We start from the raw sequence: 20,226 nt of genomic DNA on the forward strand, positions 1-20,226 counted from the left end.
CTTTAATGAGGTTTACGCAGGTCCTTGAAACGGCGAGCCTTGACTTCGTATCGCGTCAGGCTTCCCCAGGGGTGCACTTCGAGTGCGTAGCCCAGGTTTGTTTTCAACCGGAGTTCGTCTTTCAACCGATTCAGCAGTTCCTCCCGGTTGCGTTCGCCTTCCGCCGTCATCTCGATTTTGAGGGTTATCTTTTCCATGTCATCCACGCGTTCGACAACCACCTCGTACTCGTTGCCGATCCCTTCGAAGCCACGGACAATCTCCTCGATGGCCGACGGAGAAAGCAGCACCCCCTTCACTTTGGTGATGTCGTCGGCGCGACCCTGAACCCCGCCCGTAATCATCCGATAGGTGCGGCCACACGCGCAAGGCTCCGGATGCCACTCGATGATGTCTTTTGAATCGAAGCGGATGCATGGTTGGGCCAGGCGGTCAAAAGCGGTGATGATCATTTTGCCTCTGACGCCGGGCTCGGTGATCGGCTCGCCGGTATCGAGATCTTCGATCTCGACCAGAAACAGGCCGTCATTCACATGCAACGCTCCCGGCTGCTCGACACATTCGTAGCACCAGGCCCCGATCTCGGTCGCACCGGCGTGATCGTACACTTTGGCTCCCCAGGCCTCCTCCAGGCGTTTCTTTGTGCTGCGGATCGACGCCCCCGGCTCGCCGGCGCACGTGATCTTGTTCACCGTCAGCTTTTCCGGGTCAATTCCGACACGCGTGCGCGCCAGATCGGCCATATTCAGCATGTAGGTGGGCGTGCCCATCATGGCCGTGGCTCCGAGTTCCTTCACCTTGAGGATACGGGCAGCTGTGTCCAATACGCCGCCCGGCACCACCTCGCACCCTATCTTTTCACACCCGTAGTGAGCGGACCAGAAAGCCACGAAGATGTTATAGCCGAAGGGAATGAAAACCCGGTCCAGGGGCCGGTAGCCTTGCGCCCAGAGAATGTACGCCCAGGATTCCGACCACCATTCCCAGTCTTCCCACGAATCGGCCTGATATACCGGTACGCCCGTAGTACCCGAAGTCTGATGAAATTCCGTGACGCGCTCCAGCGGAACGCACAGACGGCTGCCGTAGGGAACGGGCTCCTCACCTTGGGCCACTTTCAGATGCGATTTGTCCAATTGGGGGACTTGCCGGACGTTTTCCCACGTCCTGATATCACCGGGTTCCAGACCCGCTTCCCGGTATATTCTGCGGTAATAAGGCGAGCGCTCGTAAGCCCAGGCCACGATACGCCTGAACTTTTTGAGCTGAAGTTCCCTGAGCAGTTCCGGTGAAAGGGTCTCCATGAACGGATTCCAATACGGATTCTCAATCATTAATGAAAGCTCCTTCCGATTCGTCTTCGGGTCGAACCACATTCACTCGAAGCCACGCACATGCGGTCGCTCCTCCCCGCATAGACCAAACGGGGCGAAGATTGTCAAGAGAAAGCATCCGGATGCATGTAGGCTCTATGACAACGGTTTCGCTGTCAGGCAATGTCTACCACGTTTTACCCCGGTAAGTCAGCGGGGGAATCCGAATTTCGAATTCCCCCGTCTGAAATCCGCCTTTCACGTCACCAATCGACTCGGCGCCGTTATGGCCGGCTCCACTCAGCCCGTCAGGCCGCGTGCCTGAACTCGACCTGCCCGGATCCATCAATATCCATTACAATCTCGTCGCCTTCCTTGAAATTGCCTTCCAGCAGCTTCAGGGCCAGCTCGTCCAGAATGTATTTCTGAATGGCGCGTTTGAGCGGTCTGGCCCCGTAAACCGGATCGTAGCCCTTTTCCGCGAGGAACTCCTTGGACCGATCCGTCAACTTCAACGAAAGCCTCTGATCCTGAAGACGTTTTCGAAGGAGGCCGAGCTGAATTTCGATGATGCTGTTCAGGTTTTCCTTTTTGAGTTTATGGAAGATCACGATATCGTCCACCCGGTTCAGAAACTCGGGCTTAAACTGTGCATTCAACGCATCCATGACACGGCGGCGCATTTCCTCTTCATCCGTCTCTCTCAATTCGGTGATCCACTGGCTGCCGATATTGGAGGTCATGATGATGATGGTGTTTTTGAAGTCCACGGTACGTCCCTTGCCATCGGTCATGCGACCGTCATCCAGGATCTGCAGCAACGCGTTGAACACCTCGGGGTGCGCCTTTTCGATTTCGTCAAACAGCACCACCGTATAGGGCCTGCGGCGAACAGCTTCCGTCAGGTAACCGCCCTCTTCATAACCCACGTACCCCGGAGGCGCACCGATCAGACGGGCCACGGAATGTTTTTCCATGAACTCGCTCATATCCAGACGCACCATTGCCTGCTCGTCATCGAACATGAATTCCGCCAGGGCGCGAGCCAGTTCGGTTTTTCCCACGCCGGTAGGCCCCATAAAGATAAACGACCCGATGGGGCGATTGGGGTCCTGAATACCGGCCCGGGCTCGCCGCACGGCATTGGAGACGGCCTGAATGGCTTCGTCTTGGGCCACTACCCGTTTTTTGAGGTTGCTTTCCATGTGAATCATTTTTTCCCGGTCCCCTTCGAGCATTTTGGACACGGGAATTCCCGTCCATTTGGACACCAATTCGGCGATGTCGTCGGAGTCCACTTCCTCCTTGAAAAAGGAACAACCTTCCTGCACTTCGCCCAGCCGTTGTTGCTCGGCTTTCAGTTGGGCCTCGAGTTCCCGTTTCCGCCCGTAAAGCAGTTCCGAGGCTCGGGTCAGATCGCCGGACCGTTGAGCCGCCGCTGCCTCCTTCTGAATCTGATCCAACTGTTCTTTAATGGTCTGAACTTTCTGGTAGGCCGCCTTCTCGTTCTGCCAACGCATTTTCAGGTCACGGCTCTTCTCCTGGATCTCGGCCAGTTCCTGTTCCAGCTTCTCGAGACGCTTTTTGGACGCAGGATCCGATTCCTTTTTCAAGGCTTCGCGCTCGATTTCCATCTGAACGGCTTTCCGTTCCATCTGGTCCAGCTCTTCCGGCATGGAATCGATTTCGATGCGAAGCCGGCTGGAGGCTTCGTCTATCAGATCCACAGCCTTGTCCGGCAGAAAACGGTCCGTGATATAACGGTTGGATAACACGGCCGCTGCAACGATGGCCGAATTCTGAATCCGCACGCCATGGTGCAGCTCGTAGCGCTCTTTAAGACCACGCAGGATGGCAATGGTGTCTTCGAGAGAAGGCTCGTTCACCATGATGGGCTGAAAACGCCGCTCCAGAGCCGGATCCTTTTCCACGCGCTTGCGATATTCGTCAATTGTCGTGGCGCCGACGCAGCGCAGTTCTCCGCGCGCCAGGGCCGGTTTCAGCATGTTGGAGGCGTCCATGGCGCCTTCCGCGGCGCCGGCTCCAACCATGGTATGGATTTCATCGATGAAAAGCACAATGGACCCGTGCGCTTCAGAAATCTCTTTCAACACCGCCTTCAACCGATCCTCGAACTCTCCACGGTACTTCGAGCCGGCCACCAGAGAACCCATATCCAGCGCCAGCACCCGTTTGTCTCGAAGGCTTTCCGGAATATCCCCTCCCACAATGCGCTGCGCCAAACCTTCCACTATGGCGGTCTTTCCGACGCCGGGTTCGCCTATGAGAACCGGGTTGTTCTTTGTCCGTCGGCTCAACACCTGAATGATTCGTCGGATCTCGTCGTCGCGGCCGATCACCGGGTCCAGCTTTCCGAGCCGCGCCAGTTCGGTCAAGTCGCGGCAAAAACGTTCCAGAGCCTGATACTTGTCTTCCGGATTCTGATCGGTCACACGATGGCTTCCCCTTACGTCCTGCAGAGCCTGGAGCAATCTTTCCCGCGTAACCCCCAGTCGGGCGAACAGCCTGCCAATGGGAGCATCCGTACTCACAGCGGCCAGGAGAATATGCTCGGCGCTCACGTATTCATCGTGGAGCTGCGACGCCTCTTTGAACGCGTCATCCAACATTTTCTTCAGGTTCTGGGAGATGTACGTCTGCCCGGCTCCGGCTCCTCCGATTTTAGGCAACTTGCCCAAGTTGTCGTTCAATCCGTCCATCACCTGTTGAGGCTGGACACCCAGTTTTTGGAATATCGGTATGAGAATCGCATCGGACTCGCTCATCAGGCTTTTGATCGCATGCTCGGCTTCGATCTGTTGGTGGCCGAGATCTTCCGCCATCTGCTGAGCCGCCCGGATGCTCTCCTGAACTTTCAAAGTCATCTTTTCGAATCGCATTCTCTTTTCATCCCTCCCTTGGGAAAAAATACGCGCAACATGAAAAAAGAGTAGCCATCTCAAGGGGATTGTCAAGGAAGTATCCGAGGAGGAAAAGGCACGGAAGAGGCATGGCTCGGGGGAAACGGGCCATGCCGAAAGAAAGATGAAACTGCGTGTTAAAGCACGGGATCTCCCGGAGAGATCTTGCCGTCCACGGTGGTTAAAAACAGATCTTTTCCGTGTTCACAAGCCAGAATCATCCCTTGGGACTCGATGCCCATGAGCTTGACGGGATCGAGGTTTACAACAAGGACCACCTGTTTACCGACGAGATCCGTGGGAGCGTAATGCTTGGCTATACCGGACACAACCGTCCGCGGCTCACCGATATCCACGACGAGCTTCAACAGCTTGTCCGAATTGGGCACCGGTTCGGCATGCCGGATCACCCCTGTACGCAAGTCGATCTTCATGAATTCCTTGATCGATATGGGAGACTTGGTCTTGATCGACGGTTTGGCCTGCTCGACCGCAGGAGTGGTATCCTCCGTTTTCTCGATACGCGGAAACAAAGCGCCGGCTTTCTTGACCGAATTCTCTACGGGAATCAGGGATTCGAAATCCAACTCTCCAGACGTTACAGGAACGGTAGAATCCGAATCGAGCCCCATGCGACTGCGCATCTCTTGGGACGTATCGGGCATGAACGGGGCGATCAGCAGGGACACGAGATGAATGGCCCCGAACGTGGCGGCCATAACCGTGGAAAGCCGCTCTAAACGCTCTTCCTTGTGCAAAACCCAAGGTGCTTCGTGATCGATGTAGCGGTTAACGTGGTTGATGAGTTCCCACACGGCCATGAGTGCTTTATGAAACGCAAACTGGTTCATACTTTCAACGTATTCCAGCCGGACCTTTCGAGCCTCCGCAGCCAGGTCGTCATCGGGCGCATCAAATTGGGATGGACGTGGGACTACTGCTTTGAAATATTTTTTCAGCATACCGGCGCTACGGCTGAACAGATTGCCCAGGTCGTTGGCCAGGTCCGAATTGATACGCTGGATCAGTGCGTCCTCGCTGAAGTTGGAATCCAGTCCAAAAACCATTTCGCGCATGAGGAAATACCGGAACGCGTCCAATCCGTAAACGTCTTTCAGTTTCAGCGGCTCAGTCACGTTGCCGACCGACTTGCTCATTTTACTCTCGTTGACGTTCCAGTAGCCGTGTACATGCAGACTTTGGTAGGGCTCTATTCCGGCCGCCTTCAACATGCAGGGCCAGTAAATACCATGCGGCTTAAGGATGTCCTTTGCAATCAAGTGATGGCTCTCTCTCCAGTACTTCTCGAAGTTTTCGCCATCCGGATATCCAAGAGCGCTGATATAGTTGATCAGCGCATCGAACCAGACATACGTCACGTACCGGTCGTCGAACGGGAGCGAGATGCCCCACTGGAGCCTGGACTTGGGCCTGGATATGCAAAGGTCTTCCAATGGCTCTTTAAGAAATGAAAGCACTTCGTTTCTGTAACGCTCAGGCTGTATGAACTCTGGATTTCCTTGGATCTTGTCGATGAGCCATTCCTGATATCGGCTCATGCGAAAAAAGTAGTTTTCTTCACGGATGGGCTGAAGCGGGGCTTTGTGGTCCGGGCACATACCGTCCACCGTTTCACGCTCCGTATAGAAGCGTTCGCAGCCGAAACAGTACATGCCTCCGTACTCGCCGAAATAGATGTCTCCCTTGTCGTAGACGTTTTGAAGGATCTGTTGCACCACGGCCTGGTGCTCGGGGTCGGTAGTGCGGATGAACTTGGAGTATTGGACGTTCAGCGCAGGCCAGGTCTTGCGAAAAATGTTGCTGATGCGATCCACATAGGTCTTCGGGTCCTCGCCGGCCCTTTGGGCGGCCTGCATGATCTTATCCCCGTGCTCGTCCGTACCGGTCAGAAAAAACGCGTCTTCTCCAATGAGCCGATGGTATCTAGTCACCACATCTGCAACGATCGTCGTATATGCATGTCCCAAGTGGGGTTCAGCATTTACGTAATAGATGGGTGTAGTAACGTAAAAGGTCTTTGGCATGGCCTGACTTCCTATGGTTGCTTTTTCTTGTTCTTGCCGGGCGGTGTTTCCAAGGTGAGGTCTGCAACCGGGACTTCAACTTCCTTCCCATCCTCCGTTTCAACGTATATGGTCTCTTTCACAACGTTTTGTCGGACCACACGCCCTTTGCAGCAGGGACATTCCACATTCTCTCCACATCCGGGCATGCGTTCCCTCGCTTGCACGTACTGCGGATATTCGAAGGCCAGGCAGCACATGAGACGGCCGCACAGCCCGGAAATTTTCGATGGATTCAAGGAAAGCTGCTGCTCTTTGGCCATCTTGACGGAAACCGGCTCAAATTTTTCGATAAATAGTGTGCAGCACAACTCACGACCGCAACCTCCGAGACCGCCAACCATTTTGGTCTGATTGCGAACTCCGATCTGGCGCATCTCAATCCGGGTGCGGAACTTTTGAACCAGATCTTTGACGAGTTCTCGGAAGTCGATGCGGCCATCGGCGGTGAAATAGAAAATAATCTTCGAGTTGTCGAACAGCATCTCGACCATAACCAGATTCATATCCAGCTTGCGATTGCGAATGCATTCCTGGCAGAAAGCATGAGCGTCTTTTTCGGTCTGAAGATTCTGTTCATACTGTTCGATGTCTTCCGCGGTCGCCAGCCTGAAAACAGGCTTTAGATTCTGGGGGGTCTTGTCATCCTCGACTTTGCGAGGGGCCGCGACCACGGTTCCAAGACTCATTCCCAAGTCCGTCTTGACGATTACGCGGTCTTCCGGCTTGAGCACAAAATGCCCGCAGTCGAAATCGTATGTTTTCCCATAGGGGCGAAAACGCACCCCTGCAATTTTCGGCATTCCAATCGTCCTCGATACTCGTTACGCTTCGGCCAGCCGGAGCAGCAGCACTTCAAAGACCAGCCTTTTGTTGGCATTTTGCCGCAGGGCTTTCGAAGCAAGCTCCACTTCATCCATCATCCTGTAGATCCGATCCGGACGGAGCGGTTCCTGTCCTTTAGATCCAACGGAAGTGTGATGTGGGCCACCAGTTTGAACCCGGTAGCCCCGATATTGAGACACTAACTGGTCTCGAAGCCAAAATCGGAAGATATCGAACAATTCATCCGCTTCGCTCTGCTCATTGCTCCAAGTCTTTGCCAAAAGCAAGTTGGTTCTAATACCATTATTTTTCAACTGCTGCAACTGCAGGATCACCTCGTTACGCCGATGGGAAAAGGAGGTTGCGGGGTCCTTTTCAGCGGCGTTGGCTTCCATGGCTCTCCCCAGGCTGCCTCCGCAGAGTTTTGCCATTTCGGCTGCCTCCGATTTCCTGACGTCCGTTCTTGCTGCCAGGAAGTCCTCCACCGTTCGATCCGGTAGCGGACTCAAGTCGATCCTTTGACACCGTGAAACAATGGTGGGCAGGAGAGCTCGGTCGTCCGGGGACGTCAGGATCAGGTAGTTTCCGGGAGGAGGTTCCTCGAGGCTTTTGAGCAGCGCGTTGGCGGCGTCCCGATTCATATGTTGAGCTTCGAACACGAGAAAGACCCGGTGTTCCCCGAGCACGGGATGGAACAGGAGTTTGCGTTTGATCTCACGAATCTGCTCGATCTTCATAAACTTGCCGTCCGGAAGGACCTCGTACACGTCCGGATGAACCCCGCGGTCGAATTTCCGGCAGGCCGGGCATTGCCCGCACGCATCCCCTGTGGCCGGATCCTGACACACGAGGCCACGGGCCAGAGCCCTGGCCATCGTCTTCTTCCCTACCCCGCGTATTCCGGTGATCAATAGTGCGTGGTGTAGAGATCCGTTTCGTATGGCCCGGCGAAGAAGTTCGATCTGGCGAGCGTGCCCTACTATGCCTTGAAAAGACATGAACACCCCTAACAGCCCGTTGAAGAAGCCGGGTTGTTAAAGGCCGTTGAAAAACGATGAGATGCAAGGCGCGCAAATCCCTAGGAATGAGGCGTACATAGAGTACGTCGCAGTGACGAGGGATGAAGCGTCACGCCGTTGGCGTGACCGCAGATCGCGTTTTTCAACAGCCTGCTAACCTTAATTTCGCTCGTACACTCGCAACCTGTCCAAAACCTCCAGAAGAAGGACCCGATGTATGGCTTCGGCGGATCGTGAGGCATCAACGACTCGGTAACGCGCTTTCCCGTTCGAGGAGCCGGCCAACGCCAGATACCCTTCCCTTACCTTTCTATGGAACTCGATCCGTTCCATATCGAACCGTTTCTCGGACAGCCGCCCGGAGGCGGCGTTATTTCGATGGCGGATGCGTCCCAGAGCGACCTCCACCGGGCAATCCAGCAGGAATGTCAAATCGGGAGAAAGCGATCCGGTGGCGCGTGCATTCAACTCTGAGATCCATCCGATATCCCCGCCTCTGGCATAACCCTGATACGCGATGGTGGCGTCGACGAACCTGTCGCACAACACCCATTTGCCGCTTTTCAGAGCCGGAAGAATCACTTCGGCAAGATGTTGAGACCTGTCCGCGAGGTACAGAAACAGTTCGGCCGTGGGTGTAAGATCCGAATTCCGTTCATCGAGCAACAAAGACCGAATCCGTGCACCGATGCGAGTGCCCCCCGGTTCGCGGGTAACCAGAACGTTATGCTGCAACCCGATTAACGCCTGCTGCAACATCCGGACTTGGGTGGTTTTTCCAACACCGTCCAGACCTTCGAAGGTAATGAACACCTGTCTTGTCTCCGGCTCATGGGCGCATATGCGCTACGCCCCCACGTTTTCTTCTCTTTCATTCAGCCGTATACATCGAACTGTATCACAAACGGGATGTCTGAAAAACACATCCTGAAATAGAAGGCTTCTCGCGGCAGCGCCGCTCATCCTCCGCTAAATTTCTCAACGCTCCCCTACGTGAATACCAATGATGCAGGGACAACGTCAGGTTTTTCAGGCTTTTCTAAAAACCTGACATCGGATCACCGAGTTCACGTATGTATCCATTATCAAGAGGAGGTTTTCGTCGCGACACAACATCGGGTAGGTATTGTTCCAATGATCTCCGGATGTTTTGAACATGAGCAGCGGAAAGAGGATCAGCGCCATCAAGCCGAACCTGGGCTTGCTCCAGTCGATAAGAGCAAAAACGCCCTTCGGCTTTAACACCCTGCCCGTTTCGTTGAGGGCCCTTCTCCGAAGGGCCGGGGAGGCTTGGTGAAAAGACGGGCCGGCCACCACCATGTCCATGGAAGCCGATTCAAACGGCAGCGTCCTCATCGAGCGGCGGTATGGTTCAAAAGAAACCCGCGCCTCTCGGGCTTTTAACTGGGCAAAGGATAGTTTCCACGGGCGGAGGTCCATCCCATGAAACCACCCTTTGCCCCCGTGCTTATCGGCAATGGCCAGGGTCAGCGAGGCTGTGCCGCAACCCAGTTCCAGGATACGACTATACGGATTGGTTGGAATCAGATCAGCGGCGGTTCGGTAAAACGAACGTCCGAACCCCAATAATTCGGCCGTTCGGTCATAGTTGGCGCCGGTCAAGATGTCGGATAGGCTTCGAACGAACGTGTTCATCCTTTCCATGTTTCCGTTTCCAGTCGACTCCCCGAATAACAAAATGCTCGGTTCGTTTTCATGCATACGGGTCCAAGGTCTCCGAACGGACCTCTCGAAGACCCCCGAAGAGAAGAGCCCGCTGACGGGGTGCGCCGGAGCTCACCCGCTTATGTGAAACGCCGTACGCATTGCCCGAAAGAAAGAGATAGGAAAACCAAGTTCGTTTTTGCCTTTCTCGAGACTTTTGTCAATCTTCCATTGAAACACTTAATGTTTTTTTTACCATGGGATCCGGTTGGAAGAGTTCATTTCCGGAGGGGGCCATGCAGGCATGGCGAATCTGATCAGGGGGCCGGAAACAGAGTACCCGCTGCAGGCGGGGAGTGACAGAGACGGATGGCGGTTCGCAGGCCGGCGTTTTCCGTGAGGAAAGCGGCCCCCTTTCTCGGGATCTCAACCTCGCTTGTCCGTTATCTGGGTTTCCGTAAGACGTCCCTCGAGAACGGGCGTTACAAAACACGGTCTTCTTGAATCCAATGTTCTAGGGAAGCCTCCCCATCGACGCCGATGAAACCGCCTGGTACCCGGCGGTGAATCCGGAATATTGCTCCTCCGCAACCCCTATGACGATCGGGAAGGCGTCGGCTTTTTCATACAGTCTTCCGAAGCGGCGGATCAGACCGCTCTTTCCCTGCAGAGAATTGAGGTCCTTTAAGAAGGCATGGGAGATAGACGAGTAGAGAATCTCCGCCCTTACGCTGAAAGGGCCCGGCAGCCCCGCTGTGCTCGCTCTGAAAGTGACGCGGTCCGAGCCGCCGACAAAATTCCAGTCCTCCGAAGCCTCGCCGTGCACCTGGATTTCCGGGCTGGCGCCGGCCTTGTCGAAGCCTCGCGGCAGCAGCCTGTTGTCCTTTATATGCTCCTTCCCTCTCAGGAAGGTGTAGGTGACATTATTTTCGGTGTCCATCGTAATCGCTTCGTATATCTGCACCTTTTCCGGACTGTCGATCAGATCATAATGCGGCTCGTGCATGGATAGATCGCTGTCTGCATCGTTGCCGTCGATCGAGCCGTCAAGGCGGGGCCTCCCGGACTCGAAAACCACCTTTCCGGATCCGTCCTTAACGGTCAGATGGATCCAAGCCCTTCTCAAGGGCACCCCGGTGGGGAACTTATGCCCGGTCTCGTTGGTGACCCTCAACCGGACTTCGAGAGTCCCGTCACCGGCACTGAGGCCCTCTATGGCGATGTCCGCGGTTCGGCGCCTCAATTGCTCCAAAGTTCTCCACGTAGCCCTCTCGAGGGCGTCCCACGAGGCGTTCACCTCCATTTCGACCGGGTTGTCTCTCAAAATGGAGAGAAGGAGCGCGTTCCCGCCGTTCATGTGATGTCGGCCCACATTCATTCTCGGCAAGAGGCGACGCGGCATGAGCGAGATGAAAGCCCCGGCTCCATTCTTCGGCAAATGGCATCTCTGACATGACTTGTACTCCTTGCCCCCCCGGAGGCTGAACGCACTGTTCCGCCATTCCAGATAGGGTGTCTGCTCCGGCGACTCGCCCACCACGGCGCCGGTCGCGTCGATCACGGGCACGTAAACCGTGTGGCAAGTGCCGCATAGCGCCGATTCCTCCATATGAACTTCGTAGCCAGGCAAGAAACCCGATCGGCCCATCATCCCGGCGGCAACCGGATTCGGAAACGGACCGAAGAGGAGACGGTACGGTTTTCCGGCGAAACGGTCTATGCTGAAACTGCCGGAAAAGCTCGATTTGGTTCCAAGGTTGCCCGGCTGAATCTGATGGCACAGGGCGCAGGACACGCCGTCAACGGCCAGAGCGTGGAATTGGTTTCCGGGACTGAAAAGACCGCCGCCCACGAGGGTTATTCCGCCGCCGTCGATCTCCGCTTGCACATTCGCCATAGGCATATGGCACCGAGAGCACCGTTCTTCGATGACCGTCTTCAGGTGCGGACTCCTCAGGATCTCGGAATGCACTTTGGCCTGCCAGAGAGGGTCCCTCCCCGCATTTGCCATCATGGTGCCGCTCCAGTCGGTAAAGAATGAGACATCATAGCCTCTGCCGTCCATCAGCCGGTCGTGGCAAAAAGCGCAATTGCTCGAGTGGGCAAATAGGGCGGTCTCAGAAACGTAAGTCGTCGCCCCCGACCAACTTAGGGGGAAGGGACCCCCTGCGCCCTGCATGGACACGCACCCCTGTGCAAAAGAAAGGGAGGCAGGAAGGCAAAGGCATACGAAAGCGCAGAAAAAGATGATCAACCTATCATTCATACATAGGCTCCTCGCGAGAAAGAGGGATAGGGGAGGGGAAAAACAGGAAGGAAAACGTTGGAAGGAAGACACCCCTTTAGTCTATTATCCACCAGATCCTTGGGAAAAATCAAGGTTAGATCGTGCGTACGGGCAAAACAAGCCCCTCGGTGGGCTCGATCCGGCTCGGCCGACCGTCGGTTTTTATCCCAATCGGCGAGCTAATCGGACACCCGAGCATGCCCGCGCCCTTGGCCGCTCGAGGCGGAGCCTCACTTTTTTCGGAAAACAGCAGGGCGCTCCGGGCCGGAGCCTCCTGCTTGCTCGGCTCGATTGGTTTCAGTTCTGACATTCGGGTGTGGACGAAGACCCGCCCGGATCTCCGATGCGTGGCAGGCCACGTCGGGCGGGAAAAGCATGTTTTTCCTCACCCACAGCGTCCGCCGGATCAGGCCTTGTACAAAGAACGGCCAAACCGATTCGCGGGTTGGTAACGGTGCGACCAGAAAGATTGCCCAAATCGTATAAAATATCCGTTGGTTATATGTTTGACTCCAACAAATTGTTGGTCTTCGCGATAAGAGTTCGTGTATAATTTCGATAGAAAAGCCTGTTGCGGAAAATCCTACTCTGGTAACACCCTTATCTTCTATACTTAATTCTGACAACTGGTGATTAGTAACTCTGATCCATGACGTGATCCATTGACAAACACCACAACGGGATCAGAAACATTATTTTGTGCAGAACCAGAAAGGCTCTTTCTTAGGGGAACTATATGCCTATCTCTCGTCGAGCGTTCTTGAAGGCCGCATTAGGTGCAGCAGCGGCGAGTGGTCTGCCTTCGCTTCCGGTTCAGCGAGCATTCGCAGCAGCGGACAGGAAGGTGCATGAATTCGAATTTGTCGCTTCCATCGAGAAAGTCAAAGTCGGCGGCGGCCCCGAATTCAAGGCTTGGACTTACAACGGACAAGCGCCCGGCCCATTGATCCGGGTGCCCGAAGGAGACGTCATTCGGGTCAAATTGATCAATCGGTTGCCCATGGAAACCACCGTGCACTGGCACGGTCTTCCGGTGCCGAATGGAATGGACGGCGTTCCTAACGTCACCCAGGACCCGGTGCCTCCGGGAGGCGAGTTTTTATACGAATTCACGGCGGAACCGGCCGGAACGTTCATGTACCATTCCCACGTCATGTATCAATTGGACCAGGGATTGATCGGCGGACTGATCATCGATCCCCGGAAGGAGAAGCGAGGTTACGACCAGGAAGAAATTGTGGTTCTGGATGACGTGGTGATGAGGGACGATGGAGCTACGGCCCCGGTTCCCCGCCGCCCGCCGATGGGTATGGGTATGGGCATGGGCATGGGCGGAGGAATGATGGGCATGGGTGACATGATGGGCATGGGCTGCGATATGATGGGCATGGGAGGCACGATGGCCATGGGCGGCACGATGGGCATGGGCGGCATGATGCCTCTGCTGGAACCCATATACGACGGCTACGCGGTGAACGGGAACATCGGGGCGGCGATCAAGCCCATCGTTGTCAATAAAGGGGATCGTATCAAACTCCGCATCCTGAACCCTTCCTCAGCTACGATCTACTACCTGCAGTTGTCGGGACACCCGATGGTCATCACCCACACGGACAGCCGTCCGGTGCAACCCATCGCGACGGATATCCTGCGGATCGCCATGGGGGAGCGGTACGACGTGGAGGTGATCGCCAACAATCCCGGCCATTGGGTGCTGGCCGCTATGGAAAGGGGCTACGGCGAAAGCCGGGTCCGGATCCCCTTCATCTACAAGGGCATTCGAGATAGAGGACCGATGCCGCCCGATTTCGGTCCCGGCCGCCGCATGATCACGGTCTGGGATATGCAGGCGCCTTATCCCTTAGGCCCGCGGCCGGGTCCGGTACACCGTCTTTATCCCCAGATGCTTTCCGGCGGCATGCATTCGCCGTACTGGACCATCAATGGTATGATGTATCCCAACAGCGAGAAATTATCGGCCCGTCTCGGCGAAAGGGTGCGTTTCGGTTACCGAAATCATAGCATGATGCCGCACCCCATGCATCTGCATGGGCACTTTTTCAAGATCGTCAACCCGGCGCTTCCACCGGAACTCTGGATCATGAAGGATACAGTCATCGTCGACCCGATGCAGTATATCGAAATCGAGTACGTGGCGGACAATCCGGGCAATTGGATACATCATTGCCACAACCTGTATCACATGGAGGCCGGGATGGCGAACCTGGCGCTGGTTCTGGGATAGTAGGGACTGAGGAATCTGCCGTCATGTTGCATATGTAACGTTGGTAACGGAGACGTTGCCGGCCGTCACCCGTCTCGAGTTCATTGGAATTGGAAACGGCCGGTACAACCATAAAATCTCACCTTCTTCGAGGAGACAACCATGAGGCTTGGTACACGTATGATAATTGGGTTGGCTGCAATTATGGGCTTGATACTCGTTGGGACCCTGGCCGATGCCCAGATGATGATGGGCCGCGGAATGATGGGCATGGGCGGCATGATGGGTCCTGCGTGGGGCTCGGGCGGTATGATGGGACCCGGATATTGGGGGTCCGGCGGGTATATGTACGGCCCATACGGTCAAGGCTATGGATATCCATCCATGGAGGGGTATGAGTCTGAGGACATGGACAAGGAAACCCTTGGGATGGTGAAGGAACTGGATGAACAGGCCCGGAAGCTGGAGGAACTTCTGGCTGTTGAAAAGCCGGATAAAGACAAGGTCATGGCTCAGCAGAAGAAGCTTTCCGAGCTTCGAGCCAAGCTGGAGGAAAAGGAACTCGAAGAACGCCTTAAACCTCGGCCCGGCGGAAGCGCTTCCGCCTATGGCCCCCCTGGCTACGGCTACGGCTATGGGGCCCCCGGATGGGGTCGTTGGGGGGGATGGGGCGGCGGGTTCGGCCGCGGATCGATGGCGGGCCCCGGCTCGTCGCGTTGGGGCTACGACCCGCGTATGTACGGCGGTTACGGGATGGGTCCCGGATATGGCATGGAATCCATGCCGCGCGATTACTACCAGAACTATCCGCAGACTTCTCCCGACATAGAGGGGAAGAAGGCTGAACTGCGCAAAACGCTCGAACAGAAGCAAAAAGAAATGACCGATCTTTTGGGCCAGCAAAATCTCGACCGCAAGGCGCTTCAAGAAAAGAGCAAAGAGATCGAGAAACTCCAGGCTGACCTGGATATGATGCCCCGTCAATAATTCGGTGTAAGATGGAAATGCAGCTAGACCGAAAATAAACCGATTAGGCCCGGCAGCGACGACAAGGGGTCCGGCATACGCCGGACCATGTGTTTCAAAGCGGTAGCAAGCTACCTTGGGAACAGCGAACAGGCGTTTCTCTATCGCCTTCATCGTCTGTCCCGCTCCGGACTTCAAGGCTTTCCCGTTTCCCGGATCGCCGGTTTCTCTCGGGATATCGGGCACGGCGCACGCGGGATGTCTGTTTGGAAGGGTCCCAACCGGCGAGTGAAGCGCGGTTTTAGAGCAAGGCCCCTTATTTTGATGAGGGGAAGGTCCCGTGACTACAGAACGGAACGCATTCGCTTGGCCGGCGGAAGGGACGGCAAGACCGTCGGAAAAGAAGATGGAAGCCAAACCGTTTTAGACGTCGATCGCATGTGGAGTATCGAAACCGTTCATCGAAGGCAATGAAATGAAGGAACAACTGGCAATTGAGGCCATCGAGCACACCACGATTCTTATCCACGGTTCTTTTCCCACTTCCAGCCCGTCGGATCCCGTCGAAAACGTCGGCCGTTGATTCAGGACGCTGCCTTCATGCGTAAAGCGGACGTATTTCTGATGGTCACGAGCGGCCTTATCCTGACGTTTGTCGGATTGGTGTTCGTTCACCCGCTATTCCAAACCGGCCACGAGGCAGTAACGACCGCGGCCCGGCGTTTGGTGCGGGAATTGAAACTGACCGACCTATGCCTTTTCACTGAAGCGCGGTACACGAGAAACATCACTCAGGCGGATCTGCACGCCCCTTTTCAGGATCATCCCTTTTCGTTCGAGCACTTCCCGTCGGGTTCGATCCTTCCGCCTCCGGCACACCTGACCCGCACCCTCCCGGAATCGGAGGTTTCTGTTCGTGTTCAAAGCGCCGGTGAGATCGAGACGCCGAGCATGCACCCTTCGCCCGGGCATGTTAAGCAAACCGAGCCGCGCGGCATTTTGGACGAAAGGCCATTTCCATGAGGGCGCTAACCTGTAACACTCCGTAGCGGCGAAAACCATGCACTGGGTCGAGCGAAATCGCAACTATATTAATTTCACCTTGTCTTCGTTATTGAGGCGAAAGGGCAAGAACTTCTCCCTGTTTCTGGTCTACACCCTTGTCGTATTCGTCCTTTCTTCGGTCATCTTTTTCAGCCAGGCCATACGCATGGAAGCTGAAACGATCTTGCAGGACGCGCCGCAGATGGTGGTCCAGCGCATGGCGGCCGGTCGGCATGAGATGATCCCCGTGTCCTACATGGATGCCATCGATCACATCCTTGGGGTACGCAATGTGGAGAGCCGTCTATGGGGTTACTATTACCATCAGGCCGCAGGGGCGAATTACACGATCATCGCCAAGCCTGACTTCCAATACGCGGACGATGAAGTGATTGTGGGAGCCGGCGTCAAGCGCACTTGGGAATCCATGAGCCCGGAGGGGCTCTTTTTCAAGGCGTATAACGGAGATGTTCTGGTCATGAAAATTGCCGATGCCATCGACCCGGAATCCGAGTTGGTGTCTTCGGATCTGATTGTAATGTCCGAAGCAACGTTTCGGAAGCTGTTTGGGACACCGGACGGCGTGGCCACCGATCTGGCCCTGACCATCCGGAACGAGACCGAGTCACCGATCATCGCGGAAAAGATCGCTCAGATACTTCCGGACACCCGAACCATATCCCGCAGCGAGATCGTCCGGACGTACGCCGCGTTGTTCGACCTGCGAAGCGGATACATCATTGTCATTCTGAGCATGTCCATTCTGGCGTTCTTCATTTTCGCCTGGGACAAAGCCACCGGTCTTTCCGCGCAGGAGAAGGCCGAGATCGGGATTCTCAAGGCCCTGGGCTGGGATACTTCGGACGTATTGATCATGAAATTCTGGGAAGGGACGGTGATTTCCCTGACCTCGTTCCTCGTGGGAGTCATCCTGGCCTATTTGCATGTCTTCTTCGCCGACGCAACGCTGTTCGAGCACGCTCTGAAGGGATGGGGAGCCCTGTACCCTAAATTCACCCTGAAACCGACAGTGAATGCGTTTCAGATCGCCACCCTATTCTTTTTGACGGTAGTTCCCTATTCGCTGATCACGATCTTCCCGACATGGAGTGCAGCTTCGGGGGATCCGGACGCCGTTATGAGGCAGGCATGAATCCCCTTGTCGAAGTCAACGATGTCACCAAGACGTTCAACGCGGGCCGTCAGAACGAGTTCACGGCCCTCAGGAACATCACCCTGACCATTCCGGGCGACATGATCACGGTGTTGAAAGGTCCCAGCGGTTCGGGCAAAACCACCCTTCTTTCCCTCATCGGCTGTATGGCCCGTCCTACTTCCGGACGAATCCGGCTGAAGGATCGTGAGACCACCAGCCTGCCCGAACGGTTTCTATCCGCGATCCGAAGGCAAACGTACGGCTTCATTTTTCAGAATTTCAATTTGATCAAGGGAATGACCGTTCTGGACAATGTGATGATACCGGCTTACCCCACGGGACGGCCCTATAAGGAAGTGAAAGAAGCAGCGATTAGGAATCTCGAGCGATTGAAGATCGCGGGCAAGGCCAATCAGAAAGTGGAGCACCTGTCAGGAGGAGAGCAGCAGAGGGTGGCCATTGCGAGGGCTCTGATCAACGACCCGGAAATCATCATCGCTGACGAGCCTACGGCTCATCTGGATTCAGAGTTGGCCCGGAACATTCTGGAAATCCTTTGGGCCCTGAAAACCGAAGGTAAGCCCGCCATCATCACCAGCCACGACCCCATCGTGTGCGAATCGGATGTGGTGGATCACCTGGTGGAGATGAGGGACGGCCGGCTCGTCGACCGGAAATTTCTGAAATGATTCTCAACCCGGCCATCATCGCTTTGATTCTGGGATCGCTGCTGCTAAGCCTTTTCGCCGTGTATTCGTCCGCCATCGGCTGGCGTATCATCCGGCGCTGGGACATCCGATCCGGAAGCGAGCTGCAAGTGTCCCTGGAGCGCAAGACGTACCTGATTTCCACGGTGCTGGCTTACCTGATGGGCTTCCAGCTCTTTTCCTTCTTCCTCTTCATCTATACCTCGGATGTCCTCCACGAGATATTCATCGGGGCCATGTGCGCGGCCGGAACACTCAACGTTGACCCCCACGGGTATCCAGCGCTGCTGGTCAAGATCGCCAACGTGGTGTCGTGCGGGGTCTGGTTGTCCATGAATCACATAGATAACCAGGCGGAAGACTATCCGCTCATACGGCCGAAATACAAGTTCTTGATGTTCCTGACGGGGATGCTGTTGCTCGAAACGTATTTACAGTTACGGTATTTCAGCGGTATGAGGGCGGACGTGATCACCTCCTGCTGCGGAACCCTGTTCAGCGAAAGCAGTGAGACCATAACCGGCGAACTGGCCGGCATTCCCAGCATAGCATCCCAGATCATCCTTTTTGCCAGTTTTCTTCTAACCATCCGGGTGGGAGGGTACTACCTCTGGACGGGTAAAGGGGCCAAGGCCTTCTCGAGAATGAGCGTTTGGTTCTTCGTATTCGCCCTGGTGGCCCTGATTTCATTTATATCTCTTTATTATTACGAACTGCCGACCCATCATTGCCCTTTCTGCGTGCTGCAGAAGGAGTACCACTATATCGGATATCCCATGTATATCACCTTGCTCACCGGAAGCATTTTCGGGATCAGCGTCGGCCTGATGAACCGCTATCGGGACATCGATTCGCTCAAATCGATTATTGCCAAGATCCAAGTCCGATGGTGCTGGGCGGCCATGTTGAGTTATCTGGCATTCATGCTGATCGCCCTATACCCGATGATCTTTTCCGATTTTCACCTGGAAGGGTCTTTATGATGGACCAGCAAAAAACAGCAAGATCCGACACGTGGAATACGATCCGTCCTTTTTTTAAGAGGCACGTCAAGGCGGCGGGCGCTCTCTGCTTGGTCCTGACATTCCTGGGAGGGTATTGGATTCGTGGGGATACGAGGCCCGAGCTGACCGCCCCCACGCCGGAGGAACTGGCGAAAATGTCCGGACTGCAACCAGGTAACGAGAACGTCCTCTATGCCTGTCCCATGATGTGCATTCCACCGCGGGAAAGTCCGGGCTTATGCCCGGTGTGCGGAATGGAGCTTTTTGCAGTGCCCAAGGGCGACCATGATCACGACGGCGAGCCGCCCAGGATCGAACTGACCGAAGCGGCAGACGTGATGGCCGAAGTGGAACTGGCGCCGGTGGAAAAGAAGTTCGTATCCGTCAGGGTGAAAACGTTCGGTCAGGTCGTGGCCAGCCCGGACAGCTTCGTGGCTGGAGACCCCAAGGGGCTGATGGCGCGGCTGTTCGTTTATGAATCGGATTTCCCCAAGATCCGGCTCGGCCAAGAGGTGACGTTCGTGACGGACGCCTATCCCGGCGTCACCTTTAAAGGCTCGATCGCTTTTATTGGTCTGGTGAACGATGCCTATACCAGGACCTTCAACGTGGGCGCCATCTTCGAAGATACGCAAAACCTTCTCATTCCCGGCATGATCGTCCGCGCCGACATCAAAACCGTGGTGACCGGTCGAGGCGGTGTAGCGGACGTAAACGCTCCCCTCAGCCTGGCGCCCACGGTGATCCCGTCTTCCGCCCCCCTGATTACCGGCGAGCGGGCGGTGGTCTATGTGGCCGTGCCGGGCCTCGATCGGACGTACGAAGGCCGGGAAGTCGTACTCGGACCCCGTGCCGAAGATTATTACATCGTTTTCTCCGGCCTGGAGCCTGGAGAGATGGTGGTGGCGAAGGGCGCGTTCAAGATCGACAGCGCTCTTCAGATTCAGGCCCGTCCCAGTATGATGAACCCGGCTGCGGCACAAAAGAGGCCTTTCGGAGAATAGCAGACTT

Annotated in this window: 14 protein-coding genes and 1 pseudogene; 7 read left to right on the forward strand and 8 right to left on the reverse strand. The window is 55.6% G+C overall.

What is annotated here, in order from left to right; genetic code table 11:
• Positions 1-2: 2 nt before the first annotated feature.
• The 8 genes from HY788_03160 to HY788_03195 all read right to left on the reverse strand — a co-directional run bounded on the left by HY788_03160 (position 3) and on the right by HY788_03195 (position 12,093).
• On the reverse strand, positions 3-1,334 hold the full coding sequence (locus tag HY788_03160; protein ID MBI4773175.1) for a phenylacetate--CoA ligase family protein: 1,332 nt from the start codon (positions 1,332-1,334) through the stop codon (positions 3-5).
• Positions 1,335-1,621: 287 nt separating this feature from the next.
• The gene (gene clpB, locus HY788_03165; GenBank protein ID MBI4773176.1) at positions 1,622-4,213 is read right to left on the reverse strand and encodes an ATP-dependent chaperone ClpB; all 2,592 of its coding nucleotides are present in this window, start codon (positions 4,211-4,213) and stop codon (positions 1,622-1,624) included.
• Between the two features lie 158 nt (positions 4,214-4,371).
• The gene (gene metG / locus HY788_03170; GenBank protein MBI4773177.1) at positions 4,372-6,279 is read right to left on the reverse strand and encodes a methionine--tRNA ligase; all 1,908 of its coding nucleotides are present in this window, start codon (positions 6,277-6,279) and stop codon (positions 4,372-4,374) included.
• 11 nt (positions 6,280-6,290) lie between these two features.
• On the reverse strand, positions 6,291-7,121 hold the full coding sequence (locus tag HY788_03175; protein MBI4773178.1) for a stage 0 sporulation family protein: 831 nt from the start codon (positions 7,119-7,121) through the stop codon (positions 6,291-6,293).
• A gap of 21 nt (positions 7,122-7,142) precedes the next feature.
• A complete protein-coding gene (gene holB / locus HY788_03180; GenBank protein ID MBI4773179.1) occupies positions 7,143-8,141 on the reverse strand; it encodes a DNA polymerase III subunit delta' in 999 nt (332 codons plus the stop codon).
• 180 nt (positions 8,142-8,321) lie between these two features.
• A complete protein-coding gene (locus tag HY788_03185) occupies positions 8,322-8,975 on the reverse strand; it encodes a dTMP kinase (GenBank protein MBI4773180.1) in 654 nt (217 codons plus the stop codon).
• 216 nt (positions 8,976-9,191) lie between these two features.
• A complete protein-coding gene (locus tag HY788_03190) occupies positions 9,192-9,827 on the reverse strand; it encodes a class I SAM-dependent methyltransferase (protein ID MBI4773181.1) in 636 nt (211 codons plus the stop codon).
• A gap of 514 nt (positions 9,828-10,341) precedes the next feature.
• Positions 10,342-12,093 (reverse strand): hypothetical protein, encoded by a 1,752-nt coding sequence (locus HY788_03195; GenBank protein ID MBI4773182.1) that lies wholly within the window; start codon positions 12,091-12,093, stop codon positions 10,342-10,344.
• Between the two features lie 757 nt (positions 12,094-12,850).
• On the opposite strand from HY788_03195, the gene HY788_03200 reads away from it, so the two are divergent.
• From HY788_03200 to HY788_03230, 7 genes and pseudogenes are all read left to right on the forward strand, one after another.
• Positions 12,851-14,359 carry a multicopper oxidase family protein gene (locus HY788_03200; protein MBI4773183.1) on the forward strand — a complete coding sequence of 503 codons (1,509 nt, stop codon included), beginning with the start codon at positions 12,851-12,853 and terminating at the stop codon, positions 14,357-14,359.
• A 141-nt stretch (positions 14,360-14,500) separates the two neighbouring features.
• Positions 14,501-15,325: a hypothetical protein gene (locus tag HY788_03205; GenBank protein MBI4773184.1), complete on the forward strand. Its 825-nt coding sequence runs from the start codon at positions 14,501-14,503 to the stop codon at positions 15,323-15,325.
• Positions 15,326-15,904: 579 nt separating this feature from the next.
• Positions 15,905-16,177 (forward strand): annotated as a pseudogene (locus HY788_03210) (hypothetical protein).
• A 187-nt stretch (positions 16,178-16,364) separates the two neighbouring features.
• The gene (locus tag HY788_03215; GenBank protein ID MBI4773185.1) at positions 16,365-17,501 is read left to right on the forward strand and encodes an FtsX-like permease family protein; all 1,137 of its coding nucleotides are present in this window, start codon (positions 16,365-16,367) and stop codon (positions 17,499-17,501) included.
• A complete protein-coding gene (locus HY788_03220; GenBank protein MBI4773186.1) occupies positions 17,498-18,193 on the forward strand; it encodes an ABC transporter ATP-binding protein in 696 nt (231 codons plus the stop codon). Before HY788_03215 ends, HY788_03220 begins: the two co-directional genes overlap by 4 nt.
• Positions 18,190-19,194, forward strand: a complete 1,005-nt coding sequence (locus tag HY788_03225) for a hypothetical protein (protein MBI4773187.1) — start codon at positions 18,190-18,192, stop codon at positions 19,192-19,194. The genes HY788_03220 and HY788_03225 overlap by 4 nt, the downstream gene beginning before the upstream one ends.
• Positions 19,191-20,219: an efflux RND transporter periplasmic adaptor subunit gene (locus HY788_03230; GenBank protein MBI4773188.1), complete on the forward strand. Its 1,029-nt coding sequence runs from the start codon at positions 19,191-19,193 to the stop codon at positions 20,217-20,219. The genes HY788_03225 and HY788_03230 overlap by 4 nt, the downstream gene beginning before the upstream one ends.
• Positions 20,220-20,226: the final 7 nt, after the last annotated feature.

Source organism: Deltaproteobacteria bacterium (assembly GCA_016208165.1).
Lineage (GTDB): Bacteria > Desulfobacterota > Desulfarculia > JACQYL01 > JACQYL01 > JACQYL01.

Coding starts and splice junctions, on each gene's coding strand:
- HY788_03160 (MBI4773175.1), bottom strand. CDS start 1,334: ATGATTGAGAATCCGTATTGGAATCCGTTCATGGAGACCCTTTCACCG.
- clpB (MBI4773176.1), bottom strand. CDS start 4,213: ATGCGATTCGAAAAGATGACTTTGAAAGTTCAGGAGAGCATCCGGGCG.
- metG (MBI4773177.1), bottom strand. CDS start 6,279: ATGCCAAAGACCTTTTACGTTACTACACCCATCTATTACGTAAATGCT.
- HY788_03175 (MBI4773178.1), bottom strand. CDS start 7,121: ATGCCGAAAATTGCAGGGGTGCGTTTTCGCCCCTATGGGAAAACATAC.
- holB (MBI4773179.1), bottom strand. CDS start 8,141: ATGTCTTTTCAAGGCATAGTAGGGCACGCTCGCCAGATCGAACTTCTT.
- HY788_03190 (MBI4773181.1), bottom strand. CDS start 9,827: ATGGAAAGGATGAACACGTTCGTTCGAAGCCTATCCGACATCTTGACC.
- HY788_03195 (MBI4773182.1), bottom strand. CDS start 12,093: ATGAATGATAGGTTGATCATCTTTTTCTGCGCTTTCGTATGCCTTTGC.
- HY788_03200 (MBI4773183.1), top strand. CDS start 12,851: ATGCCTATCTCTCGTCGAGCGTTCTTGAAGGCCGCATTAGGTGCAGCA.
- HY788_03205 (MBI4773184.1), top strand. CDS start 14,501: ATGAGGCTTGGTACACGTATGATAATTGGGTTGGCTGCAATTATGGGC.
- HY788_03215 (MBI4773185.1), top strand. CDS start 16,365: ATGCACTGGGTCGAGCGAAATCGCAACTATATTAATTTCACCTTGTCT.
- HY788_03220 (MBI4773186.1), top strand. CDS start 17,498: ATGAATCCCCTTGTCGAAGTCAACGATGTCACCAAGACGTTCAACGCG.
- HY788_03225 (MBI4773187.1), top strand. CDS start 18,190: ATGATTCTCAACCCGGCCATCATCGCTTTGATTCTGGGATCGCTGCTG.
- HY788_03230 (MBI4773188.1), top strand. CDS start 19,191: ATGATGGACCAGCAAAAAACAGCAAGATCCGACACGTGGAATACGATC.